Source organism: Lysobacter rhizosphaerae, from assembly GCF_054779795.1.
In genome coordinates, this window is sequence record NZ_BAAGXO010000003.1 from 231,209 (window position 1) to 244,539 (window position 13,331).

The window sequence follows — 13,331 nt, forward strand, 5'->3', positions numbered from 1 at the left end:
CGTCGCCCATGCCTGCCAGCTTCCTGTTCTACGACCTCGAGACCTTCGGCGCGGACCCGCGTACCAGCCGCATCGCGCAGTTCGCGGCGATCCGCACCGATGCCGACCTCAACGAAACAGAAGAGCCGGTCAACATCTTCGTCAGGCCCGCGGACGACCTGCTGCCTTCGCCGGTCGCCACGCTGATCACGGGTATCGCGCCACAGGCGGCACTGCGCGAGGGAATGAACGAAGCGCAGGCATTCGCCCTGATCTTCGATGAAATGGCGCGCCCCGAGACCTGCACCCTGGGCTACAACTCGTTGCGCTTCGACGACGAATTCGTGCGCCACGGCCTGTTCCGCAATTTCTACGACGCTTACGAGCGCGAATGGCGGAGCGGCAATTGCCGCTGGGACCTGCTGGACGTGCTGCGCCTGGCCCACGCACTGCGACCCGAGGGCCTGGTCTGGCCGCAGCGCGAGGACGGCACGACCTCCTTCAAGCTCGAGCACCTGGCGGAAGCCAACGGCGTTCGCCTGGGCGACGCCCACGAAGCGTTGTCGGATGTGCGCGCGCTGATCGGGCTCGCACGCAGGTTCAAGCAGGCGCAACCCCGACTGTGGGAATACGCGCTGAAACTGCGCGACAAGCGTTTCGCCGCGAGCCTGATCGATGTTGCCTCGATGACGCCCGTGCTGCATGTCTCACAGCGCTTCCCCGCCAGCCGCCTGTGCGCCGCACCGGTCGCGCCGCTGGCCCGGCATCCGCGCATCGACAACCGGGTGATCGTGTTCGACCTGGCACAGGACCCGTCGGCCCTGCTCCGTCTGTCGCCGCAGGAAATCGCCGATCGTCTGTACACACCCGCGGCCGACCTGCCCGAAGGCGAGGCACGCATCGCGCTCAAGGAAATCCATCTCAACCGCTGCCCGGCGCTCGTCGCATGGGACCACCTGCGCCCTGCCGACTTCGTGCGCCTGCGGATCGATAGCGCCGAAGTCGCCCAGCGCACTGCGATGCTGCGCTCGGCGGGTCCTGCGCTGGCCGAGAAAGTCCGCCAGGTATTTTCCAGGGAGCGCGACCGCATCCCCTCCGATGTCGATGCCTCGCTCTATGACGGCTTCATGGGCGACGGCGACAAGCGTGCGTTCACCGAAGTACGCGCGACCCCGCCCCAGGCACTGGGCATGAAGGCGTTCGGTTTCCGCGATGCGCGCCTCCCGGAGCTCCTGTTCCGCTATCGCGCCCGCAACTGGCCGGACACGCTGTCGACGGATGAACGGGCGCAATGGAACGACTACCGCCGCCGGCGCCTGCGTGATGAAGGCGGCTTGTCCGAATACAGCTTCGAATCCTTCCGCGCCGAAATCACGGCGTTGCGGACGGCAAACGCCGGCGACGGCGCCAAGCAGGTGCTGCTGGACCAGCTGGACACCTGGGGTCTGGAGATCGAGGCAAGCCTCGCCTGACAGCTGGCCGCCGGCGTTCCGTAAAATCCTTCCATGGCCACCTACTTCTCCGACGCCAGCTTCAAGTTCCTGCGCGGCCTTGCCCGCAACAATGAGCGTGCATGGTTCCTGGCGCACAAGGCGGACTACGAGGCCCACGTGCGCGGGCCGTTCCTGAGCCTGCTCACCGACCTGCAACCCGCACTGGCACAGGTCAGCGAGCATTACCGTTCCGAGCCCAAGGGCAACGGCGGCTCGCTGTTCCGCATCCACCGCGACACGCGTTTTGCCAACGACAAGACGCCATACAAGAACTGGCAGGGCGCGCGCCTGTTCCACGCGCGCAACAAGCAGGTGGAGGCGCCTGCGTTCTACCTGCACTTGCAGCCGGGAAACTGCTTCGTCGCCGCTGGCGTGTGGCATCCACAGCCGGAAACACTGCGCCGTATCCGGCATTTCATCATCGACAACCCGGGCAGTTGGAAGGCAGCCGCGCACGGCGCCAGCTTCCGCCGGCGGTTCGACCTCGATGACGACGAGATGCTGACGCGCATGCCGCGCGGCTTCCCACAGGACTTCGAGTTCGCCGACGATCTGCGCCGGAAAAATTTCGCCGCGTTCCGCGCCATCGACGACGCCACCATGACCGGGCCGCGCCTGCGCAAGACGATCGAAACCGACCTGGCCGGCCTCGCACCCTTCGTCGATTACCTCTGCGCCGCGCTCGACCTGGAATTCTGACCCTGCGGCACATCCCCGCTTTACTGGCGCGGTATGCTGGATGCATGCACCGTGGAGTCCGCGCATGAAGAAGTGGCTGATCCTGGTCGTCGTCATCTTCCTGGCCATCGCGGGCTGGATCGCCGCAGGCCCCTTCCTCACCATCCACGCCATCCGCGGCGCGATACAGGAACAGAACGCCGCCAAGCTGTCGCAATACGTGGATTTCCCCGCACTGCGCGCCAGCCTCAGGCAGCAGGTCGACGATTACGTCGTGCGCCGGGCCGGACCGGACATGCAGGCCAACCTGTTCGGCGCCGTGGCATTGCAGTTGGCGAGTGGCGCAACGGACGGCATCGTCGATGCGCTGGCGACACCTGCGGGCCTCGCCGCAGTCATGGAAGGCCGCAACTTCTGGTACTACCGGTTGAGCGGCCAGCGCAGGGACGCGGACTCCCATGCGAGCACCGCACCACGCGATCCGCTGGAAGGCGCACGCTACGCGTTCGAATCGCCTTCCCGCTTCACCGCCACGGTGAAAAATGCCGACGGCGCTCCCGTGGTGTTCGTGCTCGCGCGACGCGGGTTCTCCTGGAGAGTAACAGAGGTCATACTTCCCTTGGCCATCGAGGCAACGCCGACGGACGGCAGCTGATTTTTACATCCCCGTAATCGTCGCTGGTGCATTTTCCGGCGACGGCCATCGCTCTCCGGGGGGCGCCATCAGGCGCATCCATGCTCGACACTGCCAAGTCCGTGCGCTGCTTCGCACGCGCGGAATGCATATTCATCTTCTGCCGTCGACACACTGCATCCACGTCGCAGGAGGCACGATCGGGTCTGCATTGACCCTGTAGCTCCCCCATGAAGATCGCCCAGATTGCCCCCCTGTATGAGGCTGTTCCGCCAAGGCTGTACGGTGGCACCGAACGCATCGTCGCCTATCTTTCGGATGCGCTTTCGGATCTCGGCCACGACGTCACGTTGTTCGCGAGCGCGGAAGCGGAAACACGTGCAACGCTGGTACCCGTTCGCGACCAGGCGATCCGGCTCGATCCGGCGCCATTGAAATCCGATCTCGCGGCGCACCTGGCGATGCTGCACGAAGTGCGTCGCCGTGCGCACTGCTTCGACGTGCTGCACTTCCACGTCGACCTGATCCATTTCCCGATGTTCGAGGACATGGCCGATCGCACCGTCACCACCTTGCACGGCCGCCTCGACCTCAAGGACCTGCCCAACGCGTACTGGTGCTGGCCCATGTTTCCGCTGGTATCCATCTCCGACCACCAGCGCAGGCCGCTGCGCTTCGCGCGCTGGCTCGGCACGGTGCAACACGGCATACCGGCGTCGCTGCTGCCGTTCTCGGCAAGGCCCGAAGGATACCTGGCATTCCTCGGTCGAATATCACCGGAGAAACGCCCGGACCGCGCGATCGCGATTGCCAAGCGCGTTGGCATTCCGTTGAAATTGGCTGCCAAGGTCGACCCTGCCGACCGCAACTACTTCGCCAATGAGATCCGGCCGCTGCTCGATGATCCATTGATCGAATACATCGGTGAAATCAATGACGCCGACAAGGGCGCCTTCCTCGGCAACGCGCTGGCATTGCTGTTCCCGATCGATTGGCCCGAGCCGTTCGGGCTGGTGATGATCGAAGCCATGGCCTGTGGGACGCCGGTGGTCGCGTGGCCCTGTGGTGCCGTGCCTGAAGTGATCGAGGACGGTGTCACCGGCCGCATCGTCGACACCGAAGATGCCGCCGTTGCGGCCGTCGCCGATGTCGCCGGGTTTGACAGGCGGCGAATCCGCCACGTATTCGAGCGCCGTTTCTCCGCCGAGGTCATGGCGAACAACTACGTGTCGCTCTATCGCCAGCTGCTCCACAGCGGCGATGCCGAGCGCGTGCGCACGGCCTGAGCATGGAACCCATTGCGAGCAGCGCTCTCTCGTACGTCCTGAAGGACGGCGACTGCTTCATCGTGGCGAACGCGGCCGGCGATATCGAGGGCGGCAGCGATGGCTTCTTCCACAACGACACGCGGCTGCTCTCGCGCTTCAGCCTGCGCCTGGGCGAGTCGCAGCCCGCGCTGTTGAGCGCCACGGTGAGCCGCGACAACGTCATGTTCGTGGCCCATCTCACGAACCGCCCCCTGCCACCGCTCGGCGGCAGTCCCGCGGCGCAGGGTGTGATCCACCTGCAGCGGGAACGCTTCCTGCGCGGCGACCGCCTGTACGAACGCATCGCCTGCGTGAACTATGGCCAGGACGTCGTCCGGCTGCCACTGCGGCTCTGGTTCGCTGCCGATTTCCGCGACATGTTCGAAGTGCGCGGAAGCGTGCGTGCGGCGCGCGGGGAGCTGTGCGCGGTCGAACCTACCCCCGACGCCGTGCTCTTCCGCTACCAGGGATTGGACCAGGCCTGGCGGTCATCGGTGCTGTCGTTCTCGAGGCAACCTTCGCTGTTGTCCGAGGAGATGGCGGAGTTCCTGCTGGAGCTCGGACCCGGCGCTCGCGAGGAGGTGCATCTCGAATGCGGCATTGCCGCGGCTGCACCCCCGTCGTCCAAGCACTTCCGTAACGGAGCGGTGCACGCGCGCGTGGCCATGCGCACCCGCCAGCGCCGCGGCAGCCAGGTCCACAGCGGCGGACCGCTCTTCGATGCCTGGATGGACAAGTCGCGCGCCGACCTGGCCTTGTTGACCAGCGAACTTGAAACAGGTCCGTATCCCTACGCGGGCATCCCCTGGTTCTCGACGCCCTTCGGCCGCGATGCGGTGATCACGGCACTGCAGACGCTATGGCTCGATCCCGGCATCGCACGCGGTGTGCTCGCCTTCCTCGCGCACCACCAGGCCCAGGAAGAATCGGCGTTCCTCGATGCGGCCCCCGGCAAGATCATGCACGAGACGCGCAAGGGCGAAATGGCGGCGACGCGCGAGCTGCCATTCGGCCGCTATTACGGAGGCGTCGATACGACACCACTGTTCGTCACGCTTGCCGGCGCGTTCGCGGAACGCACGGGCGACCTGGCTTTCATCGAACGCCTGTGGCCTGCGCTGCGCGCGGCAACGGAATGGATAGAACGGGTGTGCGATGCCAACCGCGACGGGTTCCTCGACTACGCGCGTGGCTCGGACACCGGGCTCTCCAACCAGGGCTGGAAAGACAGCGAGGATTCCGTCTTCCATGCCGATGGCCGCTTTCCACCGGGTCCTATCGCGCTGGTCGAAGTCCAGGGCTACGCCTATGCCGCGTTCCGCGCGATGGCGATCCTGGCGAAACGCCGCAACGACGTCGATGTCGCCATGCACTGGCAGGAGCGCGCAGAGCGCATTCGCGAAGCGGTGGAGAACCGTTTCTGGATGAGCGAGTTCGGCTTCTACGGCATCGCCGTCGATGGCGAGGGCGAGCTTTGCCGCGTGCGTGCGAGCAATCCCGGCCATCTGCTGTTCGCCGGCCTGCCGGAACCCGAGCGCGCGGCATCGGTCGCGGCAAACCTGCTGACGCCCGCATTCCACACCGGTTGGGGACTGCGCACGCTCGCGTCGGGCGAAGCGCGATACAACCCGATGTCGTACCACAACGGCTCGGTCTGGCCGCACGACACCGCGCTGTGTGCCGCTGGCATCGCGCGCTATGGCGATCGCGCCGCGGCCGTGCGGCTGCTGCGGGGAATGTTCGAAGCCGCGGTGCACTTCGACCTGCGCCTGCCGGAACTGTTCTGTGGTTTTCCACGCGCGCAGGGTTCCACCCCCGTCGCCTACCCGGTGGCCTGCCTGCCGCAGGCATGGGCCGCGGGCTCGGCCTTCATGCTGCTGCAGGCCTGCCTCGGCCTGGAGATCGATGGCTGGCGCGGGGAGATCCGGGTCGAGCGCCCGATGTTGCCAACGGGAATCGACTACGTGGCAGTGCGGCGTGTTGCCGTGGACAACCGGCGCGTGGATGTGGTGTTCCAACGCCAGGGGGAGCGCGTCAGCGTGCACCTGGAAGGACGTGATGCGGCGGCGGTGCCGCTGCGATTCGTCGGAGGGTGATGCGGCGGTGCGATTCGTCGGAGGGTGACGCTGCGGCTGCGGCGCCGGCGCTTCACGGCTTGTTCGCTACGCCATGCGGCACGTGGCCGGCGGCGACGTGGTCGCGTGCGGACACGATGTTGTGCTCGGAGTCGTCGAAGAAGATGTCGGCACCGAACGCCTCCAGGAACGGCCCCTTCGAGCGGCCGCCGAGAAATAGCGCCTCGTCCAGGCGGATTCCCCACTCGCGCAGCGTGCGGATGACGCGCTCGTGGGCCGGTACCGATCGTGCCGTCACCAGGGCGGTGCGGATCGGCGCGGCCTGGCCCGCGGGAAACGCCGCCTGCAACCGATGCAAGGCATCGAGGAAGCCGCGGAACGGCCCGCCCGACAGCGGCTCGCCGGCATGGGCACGCTCGTGCGCGGTGAAGGCCGCGAGCCCGCCCTCGCGCGACACACGCTCGCCCTCGTCGTCGAAGATCACCGCATCGCCGTCGAAGGCGATACGCAACTGGTCATGGCGTTGCAGTGGAGCTTTCGCCGGCAGCAGCGTGGCCGCCGCGATCCCTGCCGCCAGCGCACTGCGCACATCCTGCGCATGCGTGGACAGGAACAGGTCCGCTCCGAACGGACGGATATAGGGATACGGTGCGGCGCCATTGCTGAAGGCGGCGCGCTTGATCGCCAGGCCGTGGTGCGCGATCGAGTTGAAGATGCGCAGCCCGGTATCGGCGGAATTGCGCGAGATCAGGATCACCTCGACGCGCGGCGCCTCGGGCGGCGCGCCCTCGTTCAGTGCCAGCAGCTTGCGCACCAGCGGGAAGGCGATGCCCGGCTCGAGGATGTCGTCCTCGTGCGCACGCTGGAAGTCGGCATAGGCGGCAATGCCCTCGCGCTCGAAGAGCGCATGGCTGTCCTCCATGTCGAACAGGGTGCGCGAGGAGATCGCGACAATCAGCGGATCGGCGTCACGGTCGGGCATGCGCCTATTCTGCCCTGATCCCGGTCGCGCGGGTTGCGACTGACCCGCGACTGCAACCAAACCGCCATCAGGATCAGGGCCGCGTCCGCGGTCGGCGGTGGCGCCGCTGGCCTTGGAACTATGGCAAGACCGGCCCGCCAGCCCAAGCTCACCCGCTGGTGAACTGCTCGGCGAGGATCCGTTCCTCGAGGTTGTGCTCGGGATCGAACAGCAGCGTGACCGTGCGATCGCGGGACTCGCGGATGGTGACTTCGACGACGTCGCGGACTTCATGCGAATCGGCCGTAGCGCTGACCGGGCGCTTGAACGGGTCGAGCACGCGGAAGCGCACCTCGGTATCCGCCTTGAGCACGGCGCCCCGCCAGCGGCGCGGGCGGAAGGCGGCGATCGGCGTCAGCGCGATCACGTTCGCGCCCAGCGGCAGGATCGGGCCGTGCGCGGAGAAGTTGTAGGCGGTGCTGCCCGCGGGCGTGGCAACCAGCACGCCATCGCAGATCAGTTCATCCAGGCGGGTCTGGCCGTTGAGATCGATCGACAGGTGCGCGGCCTGGCGGGTCTGCCGCAGCAACGAGACTTCGTTGTAGGCCAGCGAGCCGACGGTCGCCCCGGACTCGGTCTGGGCCACCATTTCCAAGGGCCGCAACACGGCGGGTTCGGCGGCGTGGATGCGCCCGATCAGATCCTCGCTGCGCTGGTGGTTCATCATGAAACCGACCGTGCCCAGCTTCATCCCGTATACCGGCTTCGACAGCCCGGCGTGGCGATGCAATGTCTGCAGCATGAAGCCGTCGCCACCGAGAGCCACCAGTACGTCGGCATCCTCGGGCGCGTGCTCGCCGTAGCGTGCGGTCATCTGCGCGAGCGCGCGTTGCGCCTCTTCGGCTGGACTGGCGAGGAAAGCGAGACGTGGCGTCGCGGTCATCGGCGGCTCCGTTGCGATGGGCGGAGGATACCGCGGGGAGGTGGCGAGGGAAGCATGTGTCAGCGTCGCGTCAACGATGCCGATGCCATCCATGGCGAGACAGACCGGGCTTCGGATCGCCCTGCCCGGCCATCCATGGCCGGGCGTTCGCAAACGCAGCCGATGCCGATAGGGCATCGGCTAAGCGCGTTTGCTCACCCTCGTGACGCCAGTTGCGACAGGCGCTGCACCGCCACCGAGGCCGTCGGATAGTCGAGCGACTTCTGCGCCGCCAGCTCGTTGAGCATCGACAGCGTGAAGCGCAGCGAGGCATCGTCGCGGTCCAGCCAGGCGCGCACCTTGGCATCCGGCGTGGAACCCGGCATCGCCAGGGCCTGCTGCACCAGCGCACGCTGCTGTGTCGCCAGCTCCTCGCGCAGCACGCCACGCGCCACGGCGTGCCAGCGGCCGTCGACGGCGAGGTCCTCGATCTGCGACACCAGCCACGGCAGGTTGAGCGCCTCGCCAAGGCGGAAGTGGACCTTGGCGACTTCGACCACCTTCATCTTGCGCTCGCGCGCCAGTTCGATGATGTCGCACGACGGCTCGAGGTACGGCAGTGCGGCCAGCTGGCCACCCAGGTCCGCAGGCAGGCCCTTGGCCTTCCAGTCGCGGATCGCGGCCTCGTAACCCGGGCGCTGCCCCGGGCCGAGGATGTTCTCGCCGGCGCGGATGTCCTTGTAGCCATCGTGGTAGCGGCTCACCGCCGTGGCGATGTCCGGAATTGCGCCCGGACGCGACAGCAGCCAGCGCGTGAACGAGCGCTGCAGGTTCCAGATGACCTGCAACGCATCGATCTGCACGGACTCGTGCACCTTGCCATCGAGCGCGTCGATCTGCTTCCACAGACTCCGTGCATCCAGCGCTTCGCGGGTGATCGAGAACGCCTTGGCCACTTCGCCCGGCGTGCGGCCGCTGTCCTCGGTCATGCGCAGGGTGAACGTCGCGCCCATGCGATTGACCATCGAGTTGGTCACCGCGGTGGCGATGATTTCGCGCTTCAGGCGGTGGCCTTCCATCGCCTTGGCGTACTTGTCCTGCAGCGGCTGCGGGAAGTAGCGCACCAGCTCCTTCGACAGGTACGGATCTTCCGGCACGTCGGACTCGACCAGTTGCTGGAACAGCACGATCTTCGAGTACGACAGCAGGATCGCCAGTTCCGGACGCGTGAGGCCCTGGCCGCGCGACTTGCGTTCGACCAGTTCGGCATCGCTGGGCAGGTATTCGATCTGGCGATCGAGCAGCCCCTGCGATTCCAGCGTGCTGATGAAGTGGCGCTTGGAACCCATGCGCGCCACGCTCATCCGCTCCATCAGGCTGATCGCCTGGTTCTGACGGTAGTTGTCGGCGAGCACGAGGTGGGCGACTTCGTCCGTCATCGAGGCAAGCAGCTTGTTGCGTGCGTCGAAGGTGAGCTTCTTCTTCTGCACCTCGCCGTTGAGCAGGATCTTGATGTTGACCTCGTGGTCCGAGGTGTCCACGCCGGCGGAGTTGTCGATGAAGTCGGTGTTGAGCCGCACGCCATGCTGCGCGGCCTCGACGCGGCCGAGCTGGGTCAGGCCCAGGTTGCCGCCCTCGCCCACTACCTTGCAGCGCAGCTCGCGGCCGTCCACGCGCAGGGCATTGTTGGCGCGGTCGCCGACCTGCTGGCTGGTTTCGCTGGTCGCCTTGACGTAGGTGCCGATGCCGCCGTTCCACAGCAGGTCGACCGGCGCCTTGAGGATGGCGTTCATCAGCTCGTTGGGGCTCAGCGCCGTCACGGCGCCGCCTCCATTGGCACTCTCGATGCCCAGCGCCGCGCGGATTTCCGCCGATACCGGGATCGACTTGGCCGAGCGCGGGTACACGCCGCCGCCCTTGCTGATCAGCTTCTTGTCGTAGTCGTCCCACGACGAACGCGGCAGCTTGAACATGCGGTCGCGTTCCTTGAACGAGATCGCGGCGTCCGGATTCGGGTCGAGGAAGATGTGGCGGTGGTCGAACGCGGCCAGCAGTCGGATGTGCTTCGACAGCAGCATGCCGTTGCCGAACACGTCGCCCGACATGTCGCCGACGCCGACGACCGTGAAGTCTTCCTTCTGGCAGTCGCGGCCCATCGCGCGGAAATGCCCCTTGACCGACTCCCAGCCACCGCGTGCGGTGATGCCCATGCCCTTGTGGTCGTAGCCGACCGAACCGCCCGAGGCGAACGCATCGTCCAGCCAGAACTTGTGCGCCGCCGCGATGCCGTTGGCGATGTCGGAGAACGTCGCCGTGCCCTTGTCCGCGGCAACGACGAGGTACGGATCGTCCCCGTCATGGCGCACGACATTGGCCGGATACACGATCTTGCCGTCCGGCGTGATGTTGTCGGTAATGTCGAGCAGGCCGTTGATGAAGCGCTTGTAGCAGGCCACGCCCTCGTTGAACCAGGCGTCGCGGTCGACGGCCGGGTTGGGGGACTGCTTGCAGTAGAAGCCGCCCTTCGAGCCCACCGGCACGATGACGGTGTTCTTCACCATCTGCGCCTTCACCAGGCCCAGCACTTCCGTGCGGAAGTCCTCGCGGCGGTCCGACCAGCGCAGGCCGCCACGCGCGACCGGGCCGAAGCGCAGGTGCACGCCTTCCACGCGCGGGCCGTAGACGAAGATCTCGCGGTACGGGCGCGGCTTGGGCAGGTCCGGCACCTTGCTGGAATCGAACTTGAAGCTGACGTAGTCGGCCGGGCCACCATCGGCGCGCACGCCGTTCTTGTACTGGATGTAATAGCTGGTGCGCAGCGTGGCATCGATGACGCCGAGGAAGCTGCGGAAGATGCGGTCCTCGTCGAGGCTGGACACGCGATCCAGCAGGCCCCTGAACGCGTCGCGCGTGGCTTCGAGCTGCGCGTCACGCTTGCCGGCGCGGGCTTCCACGACGGGGTGCACCGCTGCCAGCATGGCCGCATCGGTGCCCGCGAGCGCGGCGAGCTGCTGGCCGAAGCGCTCCATGCCGGACTTGATCTCGGCCTTGCTCTCGTTGCCGGTGCTGGGATCGAACTTCGCCTCGAATAGCTCGACCAGCAGGCGTGCAAGGATCGGATAGCGCGCGAAGGTGGCTTCGACGTAGCTCTGCGAGAACGGCACGCCGACCTGCAGCAGGTACTTGCAGTAGCCACGCAGCATTGCGACCTGGCGCCACGACAGGCTGGCGCCCAGGATCAGGCGGTTGAAGCCGTCATTCTCGGCATTGCCGCGCCAGATCTGGGCGAAGGCGTCCTCGAAGTTCACGTCGAGGTTGGAGAGGTCGAGCTCCGCACCGGTGGTCTCGACTTCGAAATCCTGGATGTAGAACACCTGGCCAAAGACATTGAGCCGGTACGGGTGCTCGGAAATCACCCGCAGTCCCATGTTCTCCATCATCGGCAGCGCATCCGACAACGGGATGTCGTCGCCCTGGCGATAGAACTTGAATCGCAGGCCACCCACGCCCTTGTGCGTGCGGCGCAGGTTCAGGCGCAGGTCGTCCGGACCGGTCAGCGCGGCGAGGTTGGCGATGTCCTGGGCGGCGGCTTCGGCACCGACCTCCTCGATATAACCCGCCGGCAACGCGCGGCCATAGCGGTTGGCGAAAGCGAGGCCCTGCTCTTCGCCGTGAGTGGCGACCAGCTTCTCGCGCAGGTCGTCCTGCCAGTTGCGGATGATCGCGGCGAGCGCAATTTCTATCGCGGAGTTGTCGACCTCCACCACCTCGCCCGCCTTCGGACGGATGACGAGGTGCAACTGCGCCAGCGGCGATTCGCTGAGCTGGACGTTGGTATCGACGAACTCGCCGTGCAGCATCTGCTTGAGCAGCGCCTCGATTCGACGGCGCACGTCGGTGTTGAAGCGGTCGCGCGGGATGTACACGAGGCCCGAGAAGAAGCGGCCATAGCGGTCGCGGCGCAGGAACAGCTTGCTGCGCACGCGTTCCTGCAGGCCGAGGATGCCGGTGGCGGTGCGCAGCAGCTCGGGTCCGGTGGATTGGAACAGTTCGTCGCGCGGCAGGGTCTCCAGGATGTGGCGCAGCGCCTTGCCGCTGTGGCTGTTCGGCGCGAGGCCCGATTCCTGCATCACGAGATCGTGGCGCTGTCGCACCAGCGGGATGTCCCACGGACGGCGGTTGTAGGCGCTCGAGGTATAGAGGCCGACGAAGCGCTTCTCGCGCACCGCCTTGCCCTTGGCGTCGAAGTCGAGCACGCCGATGTAATCCATGTAGCCGGGACGATGCACGGTCGAGCGCGCATTGGTCTTGGTCAGGATCAGGGTATCCGCGCCAGCCTTGTTGACGCTGTGCGCAGGAAGCGATTTCACCGAACGCGGCTTGCCCGCATCGTGTCCACGCATCAGGCCCAGGCCGGTGCCGTCGACGGCGCGCAGGACTTCGTCGCCGTCCTGCTTCACCACTTCGTATTCGCGATAGCCGAGGAAAGTGAAATGGTTGTCGGCGGCCCAGCGCAGGAACTCCTCCGACTCGTGGCGCTCCGCGGGATCGACGGGAAACTTGCGTGAGCCCAGTTCGCCCGCGACCTGCAGCATGCAGTCGCGCATCTGGCTCCAGTCGCGCACGATCGCGCGCACGTCCGCCAGGGCGGCTTCGACCGCCTGCTTGATCTTCGGCATCTGGTCGACCGACTGGCGGTCGATCTCCAGGTGCATCAGCGATTCCGGCGTGCCATTGCCGACCGCCACGAGCTTGCCGCCCTTGTCGCGCTGGAAGGTCACCACCGGATGGCCCAGCACGTGCACGCCGATGCCCTGCTCGGCCAGCGCCATGGTCACGGTGTCGACGAGGAACGGCATGTCGTCGTTGGCGATCTGCAGCACGGTATGGGCGGACTCCCAACCGTGGCTCTTGATCGTCGAGTTGAACAGGCGCACCAGCGCCGTGCCCGGCTTGCGTGCACGGGCGAAGTCGAGGAAGTCGACCGCCAGCGCGGCCCAGCCATCGGCGCTGTGCTGCGGCAACTCGTCCTCGCTCATGCGGCGATAGAACGAATTGATGAACGCCTCGCCTTCGCCGTGGCGCGCCTTGGGCAGGCGCTTGCGCATGGCGGCGAGGATGGGCTCGAGCGAAACGGCCTGGCTGCCGTTGGCGGGCGCGGCCTTGGTGGCGGTGGTGGTCTTGCCGGCGACGCTCTTGAGGTTGGCGGTGGCGGCAGTCTTGGCTGCTTTGCGAGGAGCTTTGGGTGCGGTGCTCATGGCAACGTGGGAGTCCAGTCCGTG

Annotated in this window: 8 protein-coding genes; 5 read left to right on the forward strand and 3 right to left on the reverse strand. The window is 66.6% G+C overall.

From position 1 onward, the window contains the following. Window positions 1-8: 8 nt before the first annotated feature. The 5 genes from sbcB to ACYVGE_RS06050 all read left to right on the forward strand — a co-directional run bounded on the left by sbcB (window position 9) and on the right by ACYVGE_RS06050 (window position 6,187). Window positions 9-1,451, forward strand: a complete 1,443-nt coding sequence (gene sbcB, locus ACYVGE_RS06030; protein ID WP_460728009.1) for an exodeoxyribonuclease I — start codon at window positions 9-11, stop codon at window positions 1,449-1,451. A 33-nt stretch (window positions 1,452-1,484) separates the two neighbouring features. Next, window positions 1,485-2,171 (forward strand): DUF2461 domain-containing protein, encoded by a 687-nt coding sequence (locus ACYVGE_RS06035; protein WP_460728011.1) that lies wholly within the window; start codon window positions 1,485-1,487, stop codon window positions 2,169-2,171. 64 nt (window positions 2,172-2,235) lie between these two features. Then, window positions 2,236-2,805, forward strand: a complete 570-nt coding sequence (locus tag ACYVGE_RS06040; protein WP_460728013.1) for a DUF2939 domain-containing protein — start codon at window positions 2,236-2,238, stop codon at window positions 2,803-2,805. A gap of 209 nt (window positions 2,806-3,014) precedes the next feature. After that, the gene (locus ACYVGE_RS06045; RefSeq protein ID WP_460728015.1) at window positions 3,015-4,070 is read left to right on the forward strand and encodes a glycosyltransferase family 4 protein; all 1,056 of its coding nucleotides are present in this window, start codon (window positions 3,015-3,017) and stop codon (window positions 4,068-4,070) included. Between the two features lie 2 nt (window positions 4,071-4,072). Further along, window positions 4,073-6,187, forward strand: a complete 2,115-nt coding sequence (locus ACYVGE_RS06050; protein WP_460728017.1) for an amylo-alpha-1,6-glucosidase — start codon at window positions 4,073-4,075, stop codon at window positions 6,185-6,187. 52 nt (window positions 6,188-6,239) lie between these two features. On the opposite strand, the gene ACYVGE_RS06055 is transcribed toward ACYVGE_RS06050, so the two are convergent. From ACYVGE_RS06055 to ACYVGE_RS06065, 3 genes are all read right to left on the reverse strand, one after another. Next, complete coding sequence (locus ACYVGE_RS06055; RefSeq protein WP_460728019.1) at window positions 6,240-7,148, reverse strand: 5'-nucleotidase; 909 nt, start codon at window positions 7,146-7,148, stop codon at window positions 6,240-6,242. 148 nt (window positions 7,149-7,296) lie between these two features. Then, window positions 7,297-8,070 carry an NAD kinase gene (locus ACYVGE_RS06060; protein WP_460728021.1) on the reverse strand — a complete coding sequence of 258 codons (774 nt, stop codon included), beginning with the start codon at window positions 8,068-8,070 and terminating at the stop codon, window positions 7,297-7,299. Window positions 8,071-8,264: 194 nt separating this feature from the next. After that, window positions 8,265-13,307 (reverse strand): NAD-glutamate dehydrogenase, encoded by a 5,043-nt coding sequence (locus tag ACYVGE_RS06065; RefSeq protein WP_460728023.1) that lies wholly within the window; start codon window positions 13,305-13,307, stop codon window positions 8,265-8,267. Window positions 13,308-13,331 lie beyond the last annotated feature (24 nt).

What these genes read in the sequence shown, in the direction of transcription:
- ACYVGE_RS06035 (WP_460728011.1), top strand. Translation starts at nt 1,485, where the DNA reads ATGGCCACCTACTTCTCCGACGCCAGCTTCAAGTTCCTGCGCGGCCTT.
- ACYVGE_RS06050 (WP_460728017.1), top strand. Translation starts at nt 4,073, where the DNA reads ATGGAACCCATTGCGAGCAGCGCTCTCTCGTACGTCCTGAAGGACGGC.
- ACYVGE_RS06065 (WP_460728023.1), bottom strand. Translation starts at nt 13,307, where the DNA reads ATGAGCACCGCACCCAAAGCTCCTCGCAAAGCAGCCAAGACTGCCGCC.
- ACYVGE_RS06055 (WP_460728019.1), bottom strand. Translation starts at nt 7,148, where the DNA reads ATGCCCGACCGTGACGCCGATCCGCTGATTGTCGCGATCTCCTCGCGC.
- sbcB (WP_460728009.1), top strand. Translation starts at nt 9, where the DNA reads ATGCCTGCCAGCTTCCTGTTCTACGACCTCGAGACCTTCGGCGCGGAC.
- ACYVGE_RS06060 (WP_460728021.1), bottom strand. Translation starts at nt 8,070, where the DNA reads ATGACCGCGACGCCACGTCTCGCTTTCCTCGCCAGTCCAGCCGAAGAG.
- ACYVGE_RS06045 (WP_460728015.1), top strand. Translation starts at nt 3,015, where the DNA reads ATGAAGATCGCCCAGATTGCCCCCCTGTATGAGGCTGTTCCGCCAAGG.
- ACYVGE_RS06040 (WP_460728013.1), top strand. Translation starts at nt 2,236, where the DNA reads ATGAAGAAGTGGCTGATCCTGGTCGTCGTCATCTTCCTGGCCATCGCG.